General features: G+C 40.5%; 21 protein-coding genes. 9 read left to right on the top strand and 12 right to left on the bottom strand.

Going from position 1 to position 20,993, the window contains the following annotated elements; translation table 11 throughout:
• Positions 1-52: 52 nt before the first annotated feature.
• From MMU05_RS16115 to MMU05_RS16105, 3 genes are all read right to left on the bottom strand, one after another.
• A complete protein-coding gene (locus MMU05_RS16115; RefSeq protein WP_241142709.1) occupies positions 53-937 on the bottom strand; it encodes a carbohydrate kinase family protein in 885 nt (294 codons plus the stop codon).
• A complete protein-coding gene (locus MMU05_RS16110) occupies positions 930-2,273 on the bottom strand; it encodes a sugar porter family MFS transporter (protein WP_241142708.1) in 1,344 nt (447 codons plus the stop codon). The genes MMU05_RS16115 and MMU05_RS16110 overlap by 8 nt, the downstream gene beginning before the upstream one ends.
• Positions 2,274-2,425: 152 nt before the next feature.
• Positions 2,426-2,884, bottom strand: coding sequence for a YciI family protein (locus tag MMU05_RS16105; protein ID WP_241142707.1), 459 nt, complete (start codon positions 2,882-2,884; stop codon positions 2,426-2,428).
• A gap of 499 nt (positions 2,885-3,383) precedes the next feature.
• On the opposite strand from MMU05_RS16105, the gene MMU05_RS16100 reads away from it, so the two are divergent.
• From MMU05_RS16100 to MMU05_RS16085, 4 genes are read left to right on the top strand one after another with little or no spacing between them, the layout of a single operon-like run.
• A complete protein-coding gene (locus MMU05_RS16100) occupies positions 3,384-3,752 on the top strand; it encodes a response regulator (RefSeq protein ID WP_241142706.1) in 369 nt (122 codons plus the stop codon).
• Positions 3,753-3,805: 53 nt separating this feature from the next.
• Complete coding sequence (locus MMU05_RS16095) at positions 3,806-4,603, top strand: MlaE family ABC transporter permease (RefSeq protein WP_241142705.1); 798 nt, start codon at positions 3,806-3,808, stop codon at positions 4,601-4,603.
• Positions 4,596-5,354: an ABC transporter ATP-binding protein gene (locus MMU05_RS16090; RefSeq protein ID WP_241142704.1), complete on the top strand. Its 759-nt coding sequence runs from the start codon at positions 4,596-4,598 to the stop codon at positions 5,352-5,354. Before MMU05_RS16095 ends, MMU05_RS16090 begins: the two co-directional genes overlap by 8 nt.
• Entirely contained in the window at positions 5,354-6,337 is a 984-nt protein-coding gene (locus tag MMU05_RS16085) for an MlaD family protein (protein ID WP_241142703.1), read from the top strand. Before MMU05_RS16090 ends, MMU05_RS16085 begins: the two co-directional genes overlap by 1 nt.
• 102 nt (positions 6,338-6,439) lie before the next feature.
• Here the strand turns inward: MMU05_RS16085 and MMU05_RS16080 are convergent, their stop codons facing one another.
• The 8 genes from MMU05_RS16080 to MMU05_RS16045 form a co-directional block, all read right to left on the bottom strand.
• Positions 6,440-7,705, bottom strand: coding sequence for a C69 family dipeptidase (locus MMU05_RS16080; RefSeq protein ID WP_241142702.1), 1,266 nt, complete (start codon positions 7,703-7,705; stop codon positions 6,440-6,442).
• Between the two features lie 30 nt (positions 7,706-7,735).
• On the bottom strand, positions 7,736-8,866 hold the full coding sequence (locus MMU05_RS16075; protein ID WP_241142701.1) for a nitrilase-related carbon-nitrogen hydrolase: 1,131 nt from the start codon (positions 8,864-8,866) through the stop codon (positions 7,736-7,738).
• Positions 8,863-10,209, bottom strand: a complete 1,347-nt coding sequence (locus MMU05_RS16070) for a flavin monoamine oxidase family protein (protein WP_241142700.1) — start codon at positions 10,207-10,209, stop codon at positions 8,863-8,865. Before MMU05_RS16070 ends, MMU05_RS16075 begins: the two co-directional genes overlap by 4 nt.
• 551 nt (positions 10,210-10,760) lie before the next feature.
• Positions 10,761-11,453: a DUF2306 domain-containing protein gene (locus tag MMU05_RS16065; RefSeq protein WP_241142699.1), complete on the bottom strand. Its 693-nt coding sequence runs from the start codon at positions 11,451-11,453 to the stop codon at positions 10,761-10,763.
• A 188-nt stretch (positions 11,454-11,641) separates the two neighbouring features.
• The gene (locus MMU05_RS16060; protein WP_241142698.1) at positions 11,642-12,760 is read right to left on the bottom strand and encodes a helix-turn-helix domain-containing protein; all 1,119 of its coding nucleotides are present in this window, start codon (positions 12,758-12,760) and stop codon (positions 11,642-11,644) included.
• Positions 12,761-12,777: 17 nt separating this feature from the next.
• Positions 12,778-13,164: a hypothetical protein gene (locus MMU05_RS16055; RefSeq protein ID WP_241142697.1), complete on the bottom strand. Its 387-nt coding sequence runs from the start codon at positions 13,162-13,164 to the stop codon at positions 12,778-12,780.
• A gap of 92 nt (positions 13,165-13,256) precedes the next feature.
• The gene (locus MMU05_RS16050; protein WP_241142696.1) at positions 13,257-13,931 is read right to left on the bottom strand and encodes a hypothetical protein; all 675 of its coding nucleotides are present in this window, start codon (positions 13,929-13,931) and stop codon (positions 13,257-13,259) included.
• A 101-nt stretch (positions 13,932-14,032) separates the two neighbouring features.
• Positions 14,033-14,611, bottom strand: coding sequence for a TlpA family protein disulfide reductase (locus MMU05_RS16045; protein WP_241142695.1), 579 nt, complete (start codon positions 14,609-14,611; stop codon positions 14,033-14,035).
• A 218-nt stretch (positions 14,612-14,829) separates the two neighbouring features.
• On the opposite strand from MMU05_RS16045, the gene MMU05_RS16040 reads away from it, so the two are divergent.
• Positions 14,830-15,447: an outer membrane beta-barrel protein gene (locus MMU05_RS16040; RefSeq protein ID WP_241142694.1), complete on the top strand. Its 618-nt coding sequence runs from the start codon at positions 14,830-14,832 to the stop codon at positions 15,445-15,447.
• A 158-nt stretch (positions 15,448-15,605) separates the two neighbouring features.
• Here the strand turns inward: MMU05_RS16040 and MMU05_RS16035 are convergent, their stop codons facing one another.
• On the bottom strand, positions 15,606-16,196 hold the full coding sequence (locus MMU05_RS16035) for a TlpA family protein disulfide reductase (RefSeq protein ID WP_241142693.1): 591 nt from the start codon (positions 16,194-16,196) through the stop codon (positions 15,606-15,608).
• A 268-nt stretch (positions 16,197-16,464) separates the two neighbouring features.
• On the opposite strand from MMU05_RS16035, the gene MMU05_RS16030 reads away from it, so the two are divergent.
• The 4 genes from MMU05_RS16030 (at position 16,465) to MMU05_RS16015 (ending at position 20,960) form a co-directional block, all read left to right on the top strand.
• Positions 16,465-17,082 (top strand): outer membrane beta-barrel protein, encoded by a 618-nt coding sequence (locus MMU05_RS16030; protein WP_241142692.1) that lies wholly within the window; start codon positions 16,465-16,467, stop codon positions 17,080-17,082.
• Positions 17,083-17,264: 182 nt separating this feature from the next.
• A complete protein-coding gene (locus MMU05_RS16025; protein ID WP_241142691.1) occupies positions 17,265-19,520 on the top strand; it encodes a Tex family protein in 2,256 nt (751 codons plus the stop codon).
• A 404-nt stretch (positions 19,521-19,924) separates the two neighbouring features.
• On the top strand, positions 19,925-20,182 hold the full coding sequence (locus MMU05_RS16020; RefSeq protein ID WP_113924905.1) for a hypothetical protein: 258 nt from the start codon (positions 19,925-19,927) through the stop codon (positions 20,180-20,182).
• A gap of 10 nt (positions 20,183-20,192) precedes the next feature.
• A complete protein-coding gene (locus MMU05_RS16015) occupies positions 20,193-20,960 on the top strand; it encodes an XRE family transcriptional regulator (protein WP_241142690.1) in 768 nt (255 codons plus the stop codon).
• Positions 20,961-20,993 lie beyond the last annotated feature (33 nt).

Raw genomic sequence — 20,993 nt, 5'->3', positions numbered from 1 at the left:
TGTCAACTTATTTCAGGCACACTCATACTTACCACTGTCTACTGAAACCAGATCACTGATTCCCGCTAACCCTCCAAACCTCACTTTCCTCATACCTCGGTGTTCCGCCTTTTTTGGTAGCCACAAAAGCGCCCATGGCACAGGCAAAGTCTAAAATTTCATTGGGTGATTTTCCTTGTAAATAGGTTTTGACAAATCCCGCAAGAAAAGCATCTCCCGAACCAACAGTATCTTCCACTTTGACCTTGTAGCCAGGATGTCTGAAAACTTCTCCGTTTTGGTAAATCATTGCTCCTTTAGAACCTAGGGTCACACATACCATCTTGATAGGAAAATGGGTTGTCAAAAGTTTACAGCAACTTTCGACGTCAGATGGTACGCCAAAATAATCGGAGACGATCTCCAATTCGTCCTCATTGATCTTTAGGATGTCTGTAAATCCGAGCATGAGCTCGATTTTTTCAAAATCAAAAAACGGGGCCCGCAGGTTGATGTCAAAAATCTTCAAAGTTGGCAGGTGCAGGAGTTGGTATAATGTTTCCCAACTCACGGTATTCCGGACAGCCAAACTCCCAAATATAAAAGCATCTGCTTCTTTGACTGCGTTTTTGTTTTCATCATTTAAACTGATAAAATCCCAAGCTGCAGGCGAAACGATGGTGTATTTGATGTTTTCAGGATCCTCATTATGGACGGTCACGGTTCCGGTATGATGATCGGGGTCTTTTTGCACCAAGTCAATTGGAAAATGATAGGATTTGACAAAATCAAGATACCTTGTTCCATAATCATCTATTCCCAATCGGGAAATCATCTGTACATCAAGTCCAAGTTGATTGAGGTGCAGGGCGACATTCATGGGCGCTCCTCCTGGGATTTCGTGGTCAGGAAAGCAATCCCAAAGCATTTCCCCATAACATATGACTTTCTTAGACATGGCTTTTTTGTAGTTCTTTTTGAATTTCTTCCAAGGATTTTCCTTTGGTTTCGGGCATTCTGAAGATTACCCAAAGTAATTGTAATACCATCATCAGGGCAAAGAAGGCAAAGATATTTCCTGCCCCATAGGTATTGGCAAAGTAGGGGAAAATATTGGCTACTACAGCCGCCAAAATCCAATGGGTAAATGAACCCAATGACTGCCCAAAGGCTCGGAGCTCATTTGGGAAGATCTCGGCTATAAATACCCATATCACCGATCCCTGTCCAATGGCATGAGAGGCAATGAAACCAAAAACGAAATAGGGGAGAAGTTGCGGGGAGATCACGCCGCCAAAATAACTGTAAGCCATTAAGGAAAGTGATATGATATAGCCTACTGAACCGATATACATCAGCATTTTTCTTCCGATTCTGTCAATAAGATAAAGGCCGAACATTGTTGCCACAAGGTTGATAACACCGATCCCAATGGTAGAAAAAAGTGCGTCTTCAGTAGATATCCCGGCAGATTCAAAGACCCTTGGCGCAAAATAGATAATGGCATTAATCCCTGACATCTGATTGAAAAATGCCATCAGGAAAGCAAAAAAGGAGATTTTCCTAAACTTTGAATTGAAAAGGGTTGAGACTGAGATTTTGCCTTTGATTTCCTTACTTTCAGCTATGGCGAGTTCCATGGCTTCATCTACACCCTCAGGATCTGTTTTGGTGAGTATTTCTCTCGCTGTATCATAATCTTGTTTTTTTGCGATCAACCACCTTGGACTTTTTGGGACTTTGAGGATCAAAACACTGTAGATCAGAGCAGGGATTGCTTCCACTCCAAGCATCCATCGCCATGCCTCATTCACATTAGCAGTACCGATGAGGTAATTGGAGAAATAAGCCATCAGGATACCAAACACAATGTTGAATTGATACAAAGCAACCAATTGTCCCCTTCTCTTGGCAGGGGCGATTTCTGAAATGTACATAGGGGCGACAACAGAAGAAGCACCTACACCCAAGCCTCCGAGAAAGCGAAAGAACATAAATGTATTAACGTCGTTTGCCAAGGCAGAACCTACAGCTGAAACCAAATAGAAAACACCGATCCAGATCAGGGAATTTTTCCTACCAAATTTATCAGCAGGTATACCCCCAAACAATGCACCAAATACTGTCCCATACAATGCTACCGCTACGGCCATGCCATGACTCCAATCATCAAGGTTCCAAAGTTTTTGGATATCCCGTTCTGCACCTGAAATCACAGCGGTATCAAATCCAAATAAGAATCCACCCAATGCCGCGGTGATGGATAAGAACAAAACGTAGTTTTTGCTTTGCATATATAGGTTTTAGAGTTAGCTGTTTAAAACTAACCAGAAGATTGGAATTTTAAAATTTTGGTAATGTTTTGGCAGTAATCCGGGTATTATTATGGAGAATAATTCCTCTCCTTGAAATCCTTTCCGAGAAAAAAAACCGGATTTTTCCAAAATCAATTTTTTGGCTTTTGGAGTTTGGAATGGATTTCAGGAATCATCATCACCGCTGCCGATCCATACCATTCTTTAAGCTCCATTTTAAGTACGCCTGCAATGATTGCGGGGTCAGTGTTGGTCAGCGCAGTAGCTTCTTCCTTGGTCTCCACATCAAAAATAAAAATTCCTCTTAGGGATTCGTTGCCGAAAAATGGACCGGCTAGGATCAGTTTACCCATTTCTGCCAATTTGGTTATGTTGTCCATATGACCTTTTTGGATTTCTGCCCTTTCCTCCTTGGTATATTCAGCTGCGCGGTCACCTGAATAAAGAAAAGCCATGACGTATTTTTTCATACCCAGGTCGTCAGCTTTTAGTTTTTCGGCGAGATCTGAATCATAATTTTCATCTTGTGCCATGACGGGAAATACCCCTATCGAAAAGGAGAAAAGGACAATCAGGAAGTAAGTTTTCATTATGCTTGGTTTTGGGTTATTGGGATTTTTTTGAATTTCGTTTTGGAACAGGGTAGTAGTTTGGCTGTAAAACCGACCTGGATATTAAGTAGCAATTTATATAAATCAAGAGATTTTTTCAGGGTATTCCGAAATTCTGGATGGTTTGGAAGAAGGGCATCCAAAGTTGAAATGGAGTAATTAGCCAATAATTTTTTTGGGATACATTCAAAAAAGTGTAGACAAAATTGTTAAATTCAGTTTAATAAAATTACCGTAAGTAATTGATTTTAAATTTTTTAAAACACATTTAGCCTTAGCTTAATTTGGTTTATCTAAAAAGATTAGACAAAGCTAAAAACTCATTTAATCAAAATCTTTCCCGAAACATTGATTATGGTGTTATATTTGTAAACAGTCATAAAACTTTCCCAACCCGGATAAGACCTCCAAGGACTTCGGATGAAAGGAAAAAGAATTTGATTGTTTAGTTGCTTGTTTAGATCAATCTTTTTAGAAAATGATAAAGCCTATCAACAAATTGATTTTTGTGGATGATGACAAGATCCAACACATGATCAATCGGAAAAACATCTTGAGGATCAATCCTGAAATCGACCTTTTGTTTTTTGAAAATCCTTATGATGCATTGGGATGGCTGAAAGACAACGACACAGATCTTTTGATCCTGGATGTCAATATGCCTGAGATGCAGGGTTGGGATTTTTTGGATGAACTCGATAAAATGAACAAGAATTTCCCGGTCAAAATGCTAACTTCCTCTATGGATCCTATGGATGTCGAAAAAAGCCATGGGTACCCGCTGGTGTCGGGCTTTTTGGTCAAGCCTTTGAGCAACGAAGTATTGACTGAAATATTGGGAACATAATCCTAAGAAACAATTGGATTTGTTTAGATTAGAGCAATGAATTTTAACTATTTATGTCAAAAATCAAAAAGGTAGATAAACCTATAATATCCAAAAATCTGGATGAGTTTTTTACCGGTATGGCAAAAGCTTTTTCATTCGTCAAAAGGTTTTTTAAGGAAGTTTGGTTTCCCCCATATGAGTTTAAAGAAGTCCTGAGACAATGCTATGAAATCGGATACCGGTCTCTGCCTTTGATATCCCTGACCGGCTTCATTATAGGCATTGTGTTTACCAACCAATCACGCCCGTCATTGGCAGAATTTGGAGCTACCTCTTGGTTGCCTTCCCTGATTTCTATCGCAGTGGTGAGAGCCTTGGGACCGTTGGTTACAGCATTGATTGCCTCCGGAAAAGTTGGCTCGAGTATCGGTGCTGAAATAGGGTCTATGAATGTGACTGAGCAAATCGACGCCATGGAAGTTTCAGCGATCAATCCCTTCAAATACCTTGTAATCACAAGGACTTTAGCAGCTACATTCATGATACCTGTATTGGTCATGTACACAGATTTCGTGGCCTTGATGGGGTCATTTGCAAGTGTAAATGCGAATGAGCTTGTCAGTTTGTCTACCTTTTTTGTTCAGGTATTTGAGGCAGTTTCCTTTTTGGATATATTCTCTTCGGTGATCAAGTCAATCGTATTCGGTTTTACCATCGGTATAGTGGGATGCTATAAAGGATATAATTCATCCAGAGGAACAGAGGGTGTAGGGCAGGCAGCCAACGCGGCAGTAGTAATGTCTATGTTCCTGATCTTTGTGGAGGAGCTTTTGATCATGCAAATTGTAAATGCCATCCGATATGCTTAACGAACAAGAAAAAGTCGTAGAGATCACCGGTTTGGTCAAATCCTTTGGCGAAAACCATGTCCTCAGAAATGTAGACCTTGATTTGTATAAAGGAGAGAATCTGGTGGTGCTAGGGAAATCAGGAAGTGGTAAGTCTGTATTGATCAAAATCATGGTCGGCCTACTCAAGCAAGACAAGGGCACAATCAAAATATTTGGCATTGACACCCTAAAGCTCAATTTGAAGGAGCTTAATAAATTGCGTCTAAGAATTGGCTTTTCATTTCAGGCATCTGCTTTGTATGATAGTATGACTGTAAGGGAAAACCTTGAGTTTCCTTTGGTCAGAAATGTCAAAAACCTGACAAGGAAAGAAATCGATTTTAAGGTGGAGGAATTATTGGAGGCAGTGGCTTTGCCGAATACCATCAACCAAATGCCCTCTGAGCTTTCGGGTGGACAGAAGAAAAGAATCGGTATCGCAAGGACGCTTATTCTCAATCCTGAAATCATGCTGTACGATGAGCCTACCGCAGGCTTGGATCCGGTAACCTGTATCGAAATTAACAACCTGATCAACGAGGTAAGGGAAAGGTATAAAACCTCTTCTATCGTGATTACACACGACCTTACCTGCGCCAAACAGACAGGAGACAGGATGGCTGTATTGATTAAAGGCCGTTTTGCATCGGTAGGAACTTTTGAGAAGGTATTTGAAGAAGCCACCGACAAACAAGTGAAATCATTTTACGACTATAATTTTATCAGATAATGAGAAATGACAATAAAAAATCCGTGATCGTTGGCGTTTTTGTCCTGATCGGGATCATCATCTTCATAGGAGCGGTCCTCACTATGGGGGGACAGCAGAAGAAATTTGTGAAAAGTATAAAGCTCAATGCCGTTTTTGATGATATCGGAGGATTGCAGACAGGGAATAACGTTTGGTTTTCAGGTGTCAAGATCGGCACTGTCAGAAAGATCAATTTTTATGGGGAATCCCAAGTCGAAATAGTTATGAGCGTGGAGGAAAAAGTCAAAGACTATATCCGCAAAGATTCTCAGGCCACGATTGGTTCGGATGGTTTGATTGGAAATAAAATCATTGTGATCTACGGGGGAACAACAAATGCCCCTGCTGTAGAAGATGGCGACAGGCTGACAGCGATCATGCCTCTGGACACCGATAAAATGATGGAAACCTTGCAGGAGAATAATAAAAACCTTGTCACCATAACAGAAAACTTAAAAGTACTTACCACTAAAATTGCAGAGGGCAAAGGTATTGTGGGTGCAGTAATGACCGATAGTGTGATCGCTGAGAATTTTAAAAATACCCTTTCAAACTTAGAAGCAGCTACTGCCAAAAGCAACAAAATGATGGGCGACCTCGGTCAATTTTCCTCAAGTCTGAACCAAAAAGGCACCTTGCTGTATGATATTACCAACGATAGGGAGACTTTTGCAAACCTCAAAGCGACAGTGGGTGAGTTGCAGGCTACAGCCGAAAACACAAAAGCCCTGACAGACAACCTGAACAAGGTTTCTGAAAAACTTGATGATCAGAACAACGCAGTGGGTATGTTATTGAACGACCCCGAGTTTGCCCAAAATCTAAAAAGCACCATGGTGAATGTTGACAGTTCAACTTTGAACCTGAATAGAGGCTTAGAAGCTTTGGAATATACTTGGCCATTTAGAGGAGGATTCAAGAAAAAAGCAAAAGCAGATGCCAAAGCTGCAGGAAACAATTAAAGAAAGATCCAAATATTAGAAAAGCCCTTTTGATTCAATATCGGAAGGGCTTTTTTGGTTCTATATTTAGGTGAAATGGGATTTTGTCAATAAGGGTGGAATTCAGATTTGAAAATTGGAATACATGTCTATCACGGCATGGAGACAATTTCTACTGAATGCCTCAGGTTGAGAGGAATTGGCGCCGGATTGGAGGAGGTTTTTTTCTTCTTTCAAAAAGCTTTCCTCTAATTTTTTTGCTACTGCAATAAAGTCTGTTTTCCGAAATTGATAATCCTCACCAATCCACCTATGGATTTTTTCAGCTTTCCACCACAACGAATTGTCCGGATTTGCTCTGGGTTGGAGGAAATTTTCCAATGTTTTTGTCCCCATAAAAAAAGGAATGTAAACCGACAAACAGGGCATGGAGGTTCCTGTCATCCAAACAGTGGACGGAAGACCTGTACGGATTTCTGCCACCATACTGCCTGTGGTAGTACTTGGATTAGTCGGTCCTGTGGCATGCATGCAGAGTGAGGAGGTATTGCATTTTTTGGGACTGAATTGAGGATCAGGTAGGTTATGGGTTCTCAGGATTTGCATGGCTTTATCCGCTGTAAAGTCCCCTTTGCTTGCAGAAAGGAGGTTGCTGCTGCAGGCTTGGCGGGTTTTTGATCTCCCCACTTTGGTATAAAGGAAATCAGAGAAATAATCCCTAAAGGAAAAAGGAGTGGTTTTTGGTTTCAAAGAAAATGGGAAAGTCCGTTTTTCCTCTGCCAAATGGATACTTTCAAAATCCGTCCCTATGCCAAGACCATTGGAAATACTTGCGAAACTTTCCACTTTCCTGCTTGCCCATGATTTACCCGCTGTCTCTAAGATGTAGGCCTCTTTTGGATCAGCGATGATGTAGCTGTTGTGGTAGAAAAAATCCTTGTTTTTGTAACCGCCACAGGCGTTTTGACCATAGAGGGACAAAAGGTTAGTGATACAGTTTACCGCCTCCTCTGCATTTTGGCTCCTTTCCAATGCCAACCTCAGCATGTCCATTCCGGTCAATCCGGTGTTTTGTTTTTGGATTTTGACGTTGGTAAATACGGCTTCATTACCGATCACAACCCCAAATTCATTTATACCCATTTCTGCTCCCCACATTTGAAATGGCTTGGAAAGCAGCACTTCATAGATTTCCTTGACTTGTGGAATCTCAATATATGTGCACTTTAACGTTTGATTCTGTTCGGACCCTTTTATGTTTTCCCTTTGGGAAATCCTTGGAAAATGTTGTAATGCCTGCGCTTCATCCGGTTCGCGGTCTGAATTTTTTGCAAAGATCAGGTTTTTGTTTTTGGTAAAGTGGGGAAGGGCAACCAGGGTATCGCACATAGTTAGGGATTAATTTAAGATATGATAAGGTCAAAAATCCATGTTCCAAATTCCTCCTTTTTCAGCTTTTTTGGTTTCCAATAACTTTCCCCCTCTGATGAAAAACGGTTGGCCATCTGTACCCAAATCCCACAATTGACCTCGTAAAAATACATTTGCGCCTATTTTGGCACCCGAGCTCCTGATTCTTCCCGGAAGGGCATATTTCATCCAGGCTTCCTTTTCCGTCAATTTCCCGATGTCATTGGGATCGACATCACTAGGCATGGGAGCTCCATTGTAGCCTGCCCATGGAACATCCATTGCCCCGTCCACCGCACAATAGGAGTTGACCAAGACAACTTCCACTCCATGAATGGCTTTATAGGATTCAGGATACCAGGAATCAGCGCAAACCAATACACCGATTTTTCCGAAAGGCAGATCAAAAGTTGGAATGTCGGAAGTGGGCGAGGCGGTTACAAATGGGTGTTCGGATTCTATCGGAAATGCCTTTCTGATGGATTGGGGAATCAGGTCTCCCTTGGGAGTAAAAACAAAAGAAGTATTGTAAATGGGCGCCTCAATGTCAACCTCCAAAATCCCATTCTTTATTTCCGGACCAGGCAACAGAATAGATCCTGCCGCAATATAAACCTGATATTTTTTGGAAAGGTGGTTGAAAACATTTTGGTAAATATTGGCCATTTTCTCAGCTTTCATTCTAAATAAAGCTGCAGCTATTCTATCCGACTCTTTTTCTGATTTGCCAAAATAAGTGGAAAACCGGAAAGGATGGCTCAAAACCAATTGCGCCATGGCCCATGTCAGGTTTCCTGCGTTGACGACCGATTTTTTTTCTTCTGCTATGACCAACCAAGTCCCAAGATACTCAGGAAGCAGGACCATCGTGTTTTCCCTGAAAAAACCCTGATCATTTGCTGCTTTGAAATAGGATTCCAATTTGTCTTGAAATTGTTGCTGTGTCAGATAATCTGTTTCCAGCATGTAGGGTTGGATTCCAACCACATTTCCCCGAATACTGTCAGAAGATATGGGGGAAATATTTTCAGTCACGCTGATTTCAGGTGTAATGGCCGGCAGCTCAGGATGGAATCCGGTGTTTGCCCAAATGGCCCAAATCAGGACAAATACCGATATTACGAGCAATATTTTTTTCATGATGGATTTCCGATTGTCATTTGTGCTGCTTTTTCTCCTGCTCTGACGGCACCTTCAATATAGCCAAACCAGACATCTGAAGCCTCCGTCCCTGCCCAAAATAGCCTGCCTTCAGGTTTGGAGTAGGCATCTTGGAATTCGGTCCAACCGCCGACGGGATAAAGTCCCGCATAACAGCCACGGCTCCAGGTTTCATCCGTCATGGTAAAATCATGGTAAGCTGTCGGATTTTTGGCTTCCTCACCAAAATAGTCCATCAACTTCTGCAGCATGGCCTGTTTTCGTTGGTCAAGCGATTTTTTGAAAAAATTCTCCGCTCTGTCCGCAATCGTGAAACCAAGGATAACTCCGTATTCACTGTTTTTAGGAGAAGAATCAAAAAAAGTCTGAAATGGGGAATGCTCATCTGCCAAAGCCTGTCCACTGAAATTTTTATCCCGCCAAAACGGCTTCTCATAGACCATGAAACATTTACCTACCTTACCCATACTTATCCGATTGATTATCTGAGACTTTTGAGAACCTAACTCAGGTGAAAATTTGATCTCGGCAGCAAGTGGTGGAGGAATGGCTATGATTACATTTTTTGCTTCAAATTCAAACCCGTCACCTGCAACCATTACGCTGTTTTGGTCCTGCTTAATGGACCGAACAGGGTGATTAAAAAGGATCTTCGGGAGGAATTCAGACGCTATTTTGTCGACAAGCGTCTGCATGCCACCCACGATCCGATGCTGTTGTGCACCATCTTTGATACTGATAAGGCTATTTAAATTATGACCTGACTTGATATAAAACAATGCATGAAGTAAAGAAATGGTGTTGAGCTCGCAGGCAAAAACAGTCTCTAGACCGTAGGTGATTATTTTATGGCTTGCCTTGGTGAGGCTGTTGTTTTTTATAAAATCTGAAAGCAGGATTTTGTCGTAAGCTTCCGATTTGGGATGCGACCAAGGTTTGGAAGCAGGGATTCCTTTGGCCATCCTCTCCATTTTACGCAATAACCAATCGAGGTTGAGTAGAGAGATGATGTCGATTTTTGGGATCAAACCTCTGTACTTTTTTACTTTTTGATCAAAGTCCAGGATATTGTAGCCTTCGTTGTAAGTCTCATAATAATCCACTCCGTATTCTTTGCAGAGTGCATACATCCTGTCTTGGGTAGGGCCAATCCATTGTCCGCCAAAATCCAAGTATTGTCCATTTTCAAATCTTTTGGTGTAAACCCTTCCTCCCAGACGTTCCCTTGTCTCAAGTACGATAAAGGATTTGTTCGTTTTGTGGAGGATGCGTGCGGCGGCAATCCCGGAGAACCCTCCGCCAATGATGATGGTGTCAAGCATAGGGATATTTTGGGCAAAGTGAATGAGTCATTTTTTCAGTCGAAAAGAAATGACTTCTCAGACCTTCAAGATAGCAATTTATCAATATTCCAATTCAAACCTTTCTCCTTTTTTGAGGTTTAAATCAGCTCGTTTTTTTCAAGCTCAAAAAGATACCCAACAGGCAGAAAGGGTTATTTGGGAATATGTATATCCGCCTTCTTACCAGTATAGGATTACTTACAGAATGGTCTCGGCAGGCTCGACCACCGGAATTTGTTGATATTGAAGGGGGGGGTGGTAGAAATTCGGCAAAGCCGCATTTCTACCACCCCCCTCTGATCTCACGATATCCGTTCACCGAGCTTGCCGAGGTGGAGAAAAATGATATTTGGCTACTGGTATAAAAGCGGATAATCATATTTGGGAAAATCATTCCTGTTAAATTTAAATCGGAATAACTACCAAAAACAGCCTCATTGTCACTTTTTCAAATAAGAAAAAGCTCCTCATAAGACTGTGAAGGGTTGGGATTGGGCGCTCCTGTGATGCAGATGAATTTTGAGATGCTTTTATGTCAATTTGGAGGTTTTCAATATTTGAGAATTGACTTCTCTGTTTTTATTTATCCAATAGGCTATCGCCAAATTTGGTATCCAAGCTGCCCAAGCGATTATTTGGTAGGATGAAATGTAATCCAAACCCAGCACATAGGCAGTTGGGGTTGCCAATCTTAGGGTAACTGCCGAAAGGCAAACGGCATAGCTATACGTCATGAAGTTTTGATGTGATAGGATTTGTCCTTTTTTGATGTGAAAAAATCCTTGGATTGATGTATAAAAATAGATACAAGCTACTGTAATAAATCCCGCAGCAGCAACCCACCCACCTGTGGCGAAAAACCCGACATATACTCCGGATAGGGAGCAGAATAATGCTGATATAAGATAGACTTTACCAATGGCTCGATGCAGATTCGTCCATTTTTTATGCATGGTTTGATTAAATTGAACCCAACCAATCAATATGGCGATGCCGCCTGAAATGATGTGCATGTAAAGAAAAAAGTACCATGTTTTACTGTTTAAAAGAGATTGACTTTTGAGTTCTAAATAACCAGTATTTACTCCGTTTAGCAAATAGTCAATAGGTATATAGCCTATCAAAAGTGCTAAAATGACAACGATAACCCACATTGATTTTAAGAAATAGCGTTTCATATTTGATTGATTTTTTTGCTTAATGCCCGAAATTCGGTCAATCAAAAACCAAAAGCGTCTTTGCTTGTAAGGTGGGAAGAAGTTTTCTTATGATTTTGCGGTAGTTGCTTTTGAAAATAGCGCTTTCAAAAGGGGTATGCAGACCAATTGATTTAAAAATTCAAAGACAATCGAAAAAATTAAAATTAGGATTTGTTTCATTTTTTTTAGGATCGTCCGATAAAAATCTTGGCTTACATTTTTTCTGTTAGGCTTTTTACATATTCCGACGGAGATGAACCGGTTGCTTTTTTGAAAATGCGGTTAAATGCTGATTTGGAGTTAAAGCCACATTCATAAGCCAATCCTAAAAGTGTAAATTTTTGATTCTCGGGTAATGAAACCAAGCGTTTGAACTCCTCGATTCGAAGACTGTTGATATAATCGTAGAAGTTAACCCCCTCGATTTCGTTTATCACCTGTGACAGCGAATTGGAATGAATATTTAACCGGGTGGCCAAATCATTGAGATTCAATTCGGGTTGGGTAAACATCCTCTCAGTTTCCATCAAACAAGTTAACTTTTGATGGATTGCCTTGACCATTTCTTCATTCAAGCCCGATTTGGCATATTTTTTCCTTTCTGAATTTATATCTTCTTCATCTTTGGCAATTGACTCAAGGGATTCATTTTTGGTGTTTTGACTTGAAAAAATGCCCACTTGATTGATGCCATAATAGCCTATGAATATTGTAAAAACCGTAGCAGCCGAAAATATTAGGGTATCATTGCCGATAAATATGATAAAAAACCACATAATTCCCATTCCATAAAACAACAACCTCAGCCAGTTAAGACTGATTTTTTCCTGATAAGAAAACTGATTTAGGATCCGTTTTTTATGCTTGGAAAGCAAACGATAGGTGGTGAATACATAAAAGAAACCCGAAGAAATCAATAAAATTGAATGTATAACTGACTGCCAATCCTTGATATTTCTTCCTCCATTTTTAAGGATTTCAAAAATTTCTTTTGTTGGCAAAAGCATAAAAGGAATATGAATAACCAAAATAAAAGCCGGAAGAATAAAATGAAATAACCACGCTTTTGATTTCAGTTTTTCAGGATTGGTTAATGCCTGGGTATAAAGAAACAGCATTGGGCCGTGAAAAAACGGATAAGGTAAATTCAGCCACAAAAATTGAGGGTAGTCATAGACCAATCCCGAAGCGTAGCTGTAATAGCCCAAAAGGTGGGTACCGATGACTACCATCCAAATCCCCAAAACAGTATCTGCGAGATTTCTCCCTTTTTTGGTAAAGATGAGTAGCGCCAAAAAAAACGCTACAAAAATGCCTATAATATAAATCATGGAATAAAGTTTATGAATCACTCAAGTCTATGACAACTTACCGGGCTTTTACCCTCAAGCCATTCCTTACTAATTTCACCAAATACTTTACCCAAAGTAATTATTTTTAATGTATGTACAGAATTATGCCAGTAGATTGGATATCCATTTAAATTTTTGTCTGCAGACTGAAATATCCGGTACATCCCTGCCCGACGACAGGCGGGGGTCTTCCGACTTCCGTCTTCCGTCCCCATGAAGAAGAATATAGGGTTACTGGCAAAGAAGCGTATATCCATGTTTTTTTTGAATTCGTCTTTTGTTGGATTTTCTTTTTCAAGAAATTTTTTTGCGCTTAAGATATGGTTGGAATATAGTATCCGAAAACCAAAATTGAAAAAAATCAGAAATGGCAAAGACTTCATGTGAATCGGGAATATTCAAAATCCTGAATTAAACCTCGATCCACAAGAAGTCTTTTAATATTTTATAAAAATGAGATTGATTAATTTCAATATCAGAAGTGGAAAGCGAAGCGGATGGCTCTGAGCGGCGACATATAAAAATTAAGGCCATTTCTCGATATTGATTCCTGTCCCGAAGCAGTTTGGGTATATTCAGAAATACTGTTGGTGGATTGTGAATAAATGAATGATGTTGATGTTTCGACCGAAAGCGAGAAGTGTTTGGAAAAATGGTATTTCATTCCTAAAAAGCCTACTGCACCAAGGTTTACGAAAGTATGGACGTTAGTACTTGAAGGTTGGGATGGATCATTAGCTTTAAATTCATTGAAAGCCCTTCCATAGCTAAACGATAAATCTGCCCCATAATATCCAAGGATTCTCGGGTGAAACTTACGCTGATATTCCTTGCCAACATAAAATCCAAATGATTGACCGGTGTTTTTTTGAACATTTCCACCACCAGGACTATCTAATTCAAAAGATCTTATGTCGACCCCCAAAGTTGAACCAACCCGAAGCGCTACATTTTTCCCATTTTTACTTACATAATGATTTCTGTAGAGTAGGTTACTCGGATATTGCCCCAGAATGATCGGAGCAAGGTCTAAGGAAAATTCATGTTTGGTTTCAGCATAATCAAAGACAGATTTTTCTGTGGTTTCCTGCGCGAAGACTTGAGCGATAACCGCGATTACGAAAAGGAACAAAATTGACAATTTCTTCATAGAGGATTTGTTTAAGTGAACAATACCCCGTCTACGAATAAATTGATTATTTAGTTTTTTACCTCGTCTTTTGATTTTTTAAGTGTTTGCACACCAAAGGATTAATTTTTTCCGGTCAGGAAATCCCTGAATTCTTCCGTGTCGAAGTTGCTCATCCCTTCCTGGTAAAAAATGATTTCTCCTTTAGGATTCACTACCAAAGTGGTCGGGATAGATTCGCTTTGGAGGGCATTGTTAAGACCGTAGCTCGCATGGACGACTGGGAAGGTAAAGCCTTTGTCATCAATGAATTTCTTGCTTTTTTCCATTTTCTTGTCCAATGCAATCATCAAAAATTCTAGGTTTTCGGTGTCTTTGACTTTGGCATACATGTCTTCAATATGTGGCATTTCGGCCCTGCATGGAGGACACCAAGTTGCCCAAAGGTTGATAAAAACAGTTTTTCCTCTATAATCAGCCAAGTTTACGGGATTCCCTTCCATATCGACAAACCTTCCGGCATAGTCAAAAGTCTGGTTTTCCTTATTGACCAAAGTGATTTTTGGTTTTTTGATTCCTGTGGCCAAAAGCAGCGACTGCAGTCCTCCCATAATCGGAGTAATCAACCCAGTAAAATATAGGAATGCAAATACTGAAAGTATCAGTCCCCAACTTTTCAACTCCTTTTTCCAATCAATCATCTCAATTTTTTTTCTCGATTCAATACGCAAAATTAGGAGGATCGACCATCTTTCTCTGTGATAATTCATACTGTTTTTCCATCCCGAATTTTGTAATCTTAGATTTATCTTCAAAAAACAGGAGGCCAATTGCTTATCGAGTTTTGATAAAAAGGTAAATTTATACCTACTGCAATTGCTGCTATTTGAACTTTTGAAAATCTTTATCCTGAGTGATTATGAAAAAGAGCCTTTCACTTTACCTGATTATTCCAGCCTTGCTATTCGGAGGATATGCCGGGGCGCAGACTTTTGAAATTACACCCACCACGGGCTACACTTTCTCCTCTCAATTTGACATCACGGGAGGTACCGGAAAATTGGAAGGAGGCGCTAATTGGGGGCTTTCAATAGGATACACTCCCAATGAATTTATGGAATTTGAAATCTCTTATAATTATTTTGGGACAGATGCCCGGGCGAGTTCTGTGTATCTGGTGGAGGACGAGGTCACCAAAGCCAAACTTCATTTTTTGATGGGAGGGGTTAACATGCTTTTTCCTGCATCAGAAAAAGTAACACTATTTGGTGGTCTGAAAATCGGCGCGGCATCCTTGCTTTTCGAGGACAGCCCCAATGTAGACCGGACTAGATTTTCGCTAGGGTTTCAGGCAGGAATGCGCTACTATGTTTCTGAAAGAATTGGGTTTAGACTTCAGGGTACCCTGTTGCTTCCTATTGTAAGCGAAGGTGGGAGTCTTTGGTGGAATCCAAATACAGGAACCAATGTAAGCGGATGGTCTCCGATCGTTCCTGTCAGCATGAATGCCGGATTGATTATTCGGTTGCAACAATAACCTCGGTCATAACCTTTTTTGTTCAAGAAAGACAGGCTCTTTGCTTTATCCCATGGTAGTTAAAAAATCAATTTATTTGATTGGATAGATACTGTTGAATAGTAAGTATTTATACCTATTTACCTCTTTTAACGATTGATAGGAATATTGAAGATTTCCTAACGGGCGGTTTGGGAACTAGAAGTGAGTAAATCTCTAAACTGATCAGTATCAAAATTATTTGTTCCATTGAGGAAATAGATAACCTTTCCCTCAGGATTTACCACTATAGTCGTTGGAATTGCTTCAGTGAAAAGTGAGGAATTCAATCCTTCAAAAGCGTGGTAAATCGGAAAGGTATAGCCTTTTTCCTGTATAAAATTTTTGCTCTTGTAAAAATCTTCGTCAGTAGCAATCATCAAAAACGCAATGTTGGGATTGTCCTTTAATTTGCCGTAAAGGCTATGGATATACGGCATTTCTATTCGGCACGGACCGCACCAGGAAGCCCAAATATTGATAAAAAGGGTTTTTCCTTTAAATTGGTCAAGGCTGACTTTGTTGCCTTCCATGTCCATAAAAGTTCCTACATAGTCAAACTTGGTTTCTATATCTGTTATGGGTTCCTTTTTTGGACCTAGCAGATTCATTCCAACAAGTTCTAACCTGACGCGCCTTTTAATGGATCTGCCTTTTTCGGTAAAATAAAAGAATGCAATTCCTAAAAACAGAACCCCAAGCAAGGAAAACAAAATTTTATTTCTAAGCATGATTTTACTTTTGATTTGACTGACGGTTAAGGAAATCCACTGTAAATATATAAAAGCAAACCTAAATATCTTTGGCCATTTGGAAATTGACGATAGGTACCAATTATTTTTAACAGGAACAGGAACACGATTCTCAACCTTGCTCTCCCTTTAACCCCGAAATTGCCAAGACTTGATATAGAAACTAAAATTTGATTAGAAAATTATTTTCAATACAAAAAAATGCTAATCTTTGGATTTTACATCCGATTTATAAAAATATTAAGTTATGAAAAAATTAATTTTACTCTCTGTTTTGATCATCATATCATTTCAGGAATTGAAAGCGCAAGGTGTAGAAATTACACCGATTACAGGTTACACTTTTCCTGCTTCTTATCGTATCACTTCAGGAAATGCGAGATTAGGAGATGGTCAGAATTGGGGAGGTAATCTAGGATTTTCCCTTAGTGAACATATGGAAATTGAGCTTTCGTACAGTTACATGGCAACGCGAGCTACAGCTTCCTCACCACTAATAAATAATAGAGTGGATGTAAGGACACAGGTTCATTATGCAATGATTGGTGCCAACAGGCTGTTTCCCACTTCTGATGCAATGACTTTTTTTGCAGGAATGAAATTGGGAACAGGAACTTTGGCATTTCCTGACCGTGAATTTAATAATATCACCAAATTTTCTTGGGGCATTCAAGGCGGTATGAAGTATTTTGCATCGGACAGGATTGGTATCAGGTTGCAGGCAAACTTAATGATGCCTGTGGTAAGTGCAGGAGGAAGTCTTTGGTGGAGTCCGGGAGGAGGTACAGCTGTAGGTGTATCCACTTGGTCGCCGATCGTTCAGTTTGGTTTTACAGGCGGTATTATTTTCCGTTTGCAGCAATAAAGGGTTAATGATGTACAATTTAAACCTGCTTGGAAACAAGCAGGTTTTTTTATTGCCTAAGGGAAAAACATTCTCCCAAAGAATCAAAAACTTAGAGGGAAGAGGGATTTTATTTCTCCAACAAGCATAGGAGTATTTTTTAAAGCTTGCTACTTTGCAGGCTTATCTATTCCAAAAGCGCAATGTCATCAAATCATTTTATCAAAATTGCCGAGGAACTCGGGATCAAAGTCAAGCAGGTTAACGATACGGTTGATTTGTTGGATGACGGCGCAACCGTTCCTTTTATTTCCAGATATAGAAAAGAAGTCACCGGAAGTCTTGACGAGGTGCAAGTGGCTGCTATCCGTGACAGAATCCAACAACTGCGAGACCTTGAAAAAAGGAAAGAGGCAATTTTAAAATCAATACAGGAGCAAGGAAAACTCACTCCCGAACTGGAGAAAAAAATCCTTGCAGCAGAAACCATGTCGCTTTTGGAGGATTTGTATCTGCCTTACAAGCCAAAAAGAAGAACCAAAGCCACAATCGCTAGGGAGAAGGGTTTGGAACCATTGGCATCCAAAATTTTTGAACAAGTATCATTTGACCTTGAGTCAGAAGCTTCCTTATATATTGATATAGAAAAAGAAGTCAATTCCATCGAAGAAGCGCTTCAGGGAGCGAGAGATATCATTGCCGAATGGGTAAATGAAAATGTGGAACTGAGAAAGAAGATGCGTGACCTATTTATCAAAGATGGTCAATTCGTATCCAAAGTCATTCCCGGCAAGGAAGAGGAAGCGATCAAATACAAGGATTATTTCGAATGGTCCGAGCCAGTCAAATCAGCTCCATCACACAGGATTTTGGCAATGAGAAGGGGAGAAAAAGAGCTTTTCCTGATGTTGGATACCTGTCCTGATGAAATTTCAGCCGTAGCCTTGATGGAAAAGGAGATTCTTCAAAATGCTGCAAACTCATCAGTCGAGCAAGTGAAATTTGCAATCAAGGATTGCTACAAGAGATTGTTGAAACCCTCGATGGAAACAGAAGTAAGGCTTTTTACCAAAAAGAAAGCCGATGAGGAGGCGATCAAGGTTTTTGCGGACAACTTGAGGCAATTGCTATTGGCAGCACCTTTGGGAGAAAAATCCGTTTTGGCCCTTGATCCCGGATTCAGAACGGGATGTAAAACCGTCTGCTTGGGTCCTCAGGGTCAGTTGCTGAGCTATGATGCCATTTACCCAAATGAACCCCAAAAGCGAACTGCGGAAGCCGGTGCGACCATCAGAAATTTGGTGGAAAAACACCATGTGGAAGCCATCGCCATCGGAAACGGTACCGCAAGCCGCGAGACTGAAGCTTTTGTCAAATCGTTGGGTTTGCCAAAAAATGTCATCGTCACCATGGTCAATGAAAGCGGTGCTTCCATTTATTCCGCTTCCGATGTGGCAAGGGAAGAATTTCCGGACCATGACCTTACTATCCGTGGAGCAGTTTCTATCGGACGCAGGCTGATGGATCCTTTGGCAGAACTGGTGAAAATCGATCCAAAGTCAATCGGTGTCGGCCAATACCAACATGATGTAGATCAGGGAGCGTTGAAGAATTCATTGGATGATACTGTAATGAGTTGCGTGAATGGTGTAGGAGTGGAGGTCAATACTGCTTCCAAGCAATTGCTGACTTATGTCTCGGGTCTTGGTCCTGTTTTGGCACAGAATATCGTAAGCTACCGAGAGGAAAACGGTCCTTTCAAAAGCAGAAGCGAGATCAAGAAAGTTCCTAGATTGGGAGAGAAGGCATTTGAGCAGGCAGCAGGATTCTTGAGAATCAGAAATGCCAAAAATCCATTGGATGCTTCAGCTGTTCACCCTGAGCGTTATGAGTTGGTGGAGAAAATGGCAAAAGACATCGGTGCCAAAGTCGCTGACTTGATGACTTCAGAGGAACTCAGGTCAAAAATCATTTTGAAGAATTACGTTTCTGAGACAGTGGGTTTGCCGACCTTACAGGATATCATGGCTGAACTTTCCAAACCTGGAAGAGATCCGAGGGAAAGTTTTGAGGTATTCAATTTTCAGGATGGTGTCAACGAAATGAAAGACCTAAAAGTCGGTATGAAGCTTCCCGGTATCATCACCAATATTACCAAATTCGGTGCCTTTGTAGATATTGGGGTTCATCAGGATGGATTGGTGCATTTGAGTCATTTGGCAGATAAGTTTGTGAGTGATCCTGCTGCTGTCGTCTCCGTCAACCAAAAGGTACAGGTTACTGTCATGGAAGTAGACATTGCGAGGAAGCGGATAGCATTGAGTATGAAATCGGATCCATTTGCTGCCAAGGGAACTTTCACCCCGAAAGAAAAACCTGAAGAAAAGAAAAAGAAAGAAGCGGAAGTAGAAGGTGACTTGGCTGCGAAGTTGGCGTTGCTGAAGGGGAGGTTTAGGTAGGGGAAGGGTTTCAAAGTTGGAAAGTTTCAAGGTTTGATTCAATTGTTGTAATTGTTGTAATTGTTGTAATTGTTGTAATTGTTGTAATTGTTGTAATTGTTTATTCTTTAGTGAGGGAAGATTTCAGTAGGATTTGAAAAAAGTAGATTGGATATCCATTTTAATTCTTGTCTGCGGACTGAAATGCCCGGTACTTCGGTCTTCCGTCCTGACGGAAAAAGAATATAGGGTTAGTGGCAAAGAAGCATATATCCAGGATATCTTCCCTTCAATTTTCCAATTCCGAATTTTCCAATCTTTCAATTACTGCGACAGTATATGTCGTATAAAGGTTAATTTTATAAACATGTATATGTTATTTAAAATAACATTTTTATATTAGCTCCTGTTAAAACGCTAAGGATATGGAAGCTATCGACAAAATCAGTGTAACTCAAAAAGAACTTCCTTCGGGAAATTGTCAGGTGAAGTTTTTTATCGAAGATGAGAGGAAACCTCAATACGGTTACCTTTTGGTAAATGAACCCAAGCCGGTAGGGGAGATCATCGCCGAAATCCAAGAGCGGTTGGAGAGAAGAAGGATGGCAACCTCGGGTTTGAATCCATTCTCGGTAATGCACCAACAAAAAGAGGATAACAATTTTTATTTGTATTCAGCTTAATAGAATTCATATGATACTCGCCAAGAATCTTAGATTTCTCAGGACAGAAAAGGGATTGACCCAAACTGACCTCGCCGAAAAACTTGGTGTGCAGCGCACCATGATTTCAGCTTATGAAGACGGAAGATCCGAACCGAAGCTTTCAGCCTTGGATATCATTTCGGAATTGTTCGGAGTAAGCATTGACGAATTGTTACATCGCGACATCCAACAGTTTGGAAGGAAAGGATCACAAAACAAAGAAATCAAAATCCTGACAATTGCAGCCGATGAAAGCGACCGAGAGAACATCACGATGGTGGGACAAAAGGCATCTGCCGGATACCTGAATGGTTTTGCGGATCCTGAGTACATGGAATCCTTGCCGCAGTTTCATATTCCGACCCTCTCGCGAAATGCGACTTACCGGGCATTCGAACTGAGCGGAGATAGCATGCTTCCCTTGGTGGCAGGCACGGTGATTATCGGTTCTTATATCGAGCAATTGAGAGATATCAAAAGCGGCAAAACATATGTTCTTGTCACTTCTTCCGAAGGGGTGGTTTACAAAAGGGTGTTCAATTACCTCGAAGAAAACGGTAAATTATTTTTGGTTTCTGACAATGAACATTACAAACCTTATGAAGTCAAAGCAGAAGATGTCGTCGAAATATGGGAAGCGAAGGCCTTTATCAGTACGGACTTCCCCAATCCAAAAGATAAAGCCAAGCCGGTAAGCCTGGATGATATTTCGCAGATGATCCTGGACTTGAAGACAGAGATTATCCGATTGAGGTAGGATTCTGGATTTTTTTTCGACCTAAAGACCATT

Origin of the sequence: Cognataquiflexum rubidum, from assembly GCF_022538115.1 — a bacterium.
GTDB lineage: Bacteria > Bacteroidota > Bacteroidia > Cytophagales > Cyclobacteriaceae > Cognataquiflexum > Cognataquiflexum rubidum.
Note: the sequence above shows the minus strand (reverse complement) of the source record. Positions and strands in the feature narration are given on the sequence as shown.

Bases quoted from the DNA above. Each gene is read 5' to 3' on its own strand.
- MMU05_RS16020 (WP_113924905.1), top strand. From the start codon at position 19,925: ATGGAAGCTATCGACAAAATCAGTGTAACTCAAAAAGAACTTCCTTCG.
- MMU05_RS16045 (WP_241142695.1), bottom strand. From the start codon at position 14,611: ATGATTGATTGGAAAAAGGAGTTGAAAAGTTGGGGACTGATACTTTCA.
- MMU05_RS16025 (WP_241142691.1), top strand. From the start codon at position 17,265: ATGTCATCAAATCATTTTATCAAAATTGCCGAGGAACTCGGGATCAAA.
- MMU05_RS16090 (WP_241142704.1), top strand. From the start codon at position 4,596: ATGCTTAACGAACAAGAAAAAGTCGTAGAGATCACCGGTTTGGTCAAA.
- MMU05_RS16110 (WP_241142708.1), bottom strand. From the start codon at position 2,273: ATGCAAAGCAAAAACTACGTTTTGTTCTTATCCATCACCGCGGCATTG.
- MMU05_RS16040 (WP_241142694.1), top strand. From the start codon at position 14,830: ATGAAAAAGAGCCTTTCACTTTACCTGATTATTCCAGCCTTGCTATTC.
- MMU05_RS16095 (WP_241142705.1), top strand. From the start codon at position 3,806: ATGTCAAAAATCAAAAAGGTAGATAAACCTATAATATCCAAAAATCTG.
- MMU05_RS16050 (WP_241142696.1), bottom strand. From the start codon at position 13,931: ATGAAGAAATTGTCAATTTTGTTCCTTTTCGTAATCGCGGTTATCGCT.
- MMU05_RS16030 (WP_241142692.1), top strand. From the start codon at position 16,465: ATGAAAAAATTAATTTTACTCTCTGTTTTGATCATCATATCATTTCAG.
- MMU05_RS16060 (WP_241142698.1), bottom strand. From the start codon at position 12,760: ATGATTTATATTATAGGCATTTTTGTAGCGTTTTTTTTGGCGCTACTC.
- MMU05_RS16115 (WP_241142709.1), bottom strand. From the start codon at position 937: ATGTCTAAGAAAGTCATATGTTATGGGGAAATGCTTTGGGATTGCTTT.
- MMU05_RS16070 (WP_241142700.1), bottom strand. From the start codon at position 10,209: ATGCTTGACACCATCATCATTGGCGGAGGGTTCTCCGGGATTGCCGCC.
- MMU05_RS16085 (WP_241142703.1), top strand. From the start codon at position 5,354: ATGAGAAATGACAATAAAAAATCCGTGATCGTTGGCGTTTTTGTCCTG.
- MMU05_RS16015 (WP_241142690.1), top strand. From the start codon at position 20,193: ATGATACTCGCCAAGAATCTTAGATTTCTCAGGACAGAAAAGGGATTG.
- MMU05_RS16080 (WP_241142702.1), bottom strand. From the start codon at position 7,705: ATGTGCGATACCCTGGTTGCCCTTCCCCACTTTACCAAAAACAAAAAC.
- MMU05_RS16100 (WP_241142706.1), top strand. From the start codon at position 3,384: ATGATAAAGCCTATCAACAAATTGATTTTTGTGGATGATGACAAGATC.
- MMU05_RS16075 (WP_241142701.1), bottom strand. From the start codon at position 8,866: ATGAAAAAAATATTGCTCGTAATATCGGTATTTGTCCTGATTTGGGCC.
- MMU05_RS16055 (WP_241142697.1), bottom strand. From the start codon at position 13,164: ATGAAGTCTTTGCCATTTCTGATTTTTTTCAATTTTGGTTTTCGGATA.
- MMU05_RS16105 (WP_241142707.1), bottom strand. From the start codon at position 2,884: ATGAAAACTTACTTCCTGATTGTCCTTTTCTCCTTTTCGATAGGGGTA.
- MMU05_RS16035 (WP_241142693.1), bottom strand. From the start codon at position 16,196: ATGCTTAGAAATAAAATTTTGTTTTCCTTGCTTGGGGTTCTGTTTTTA.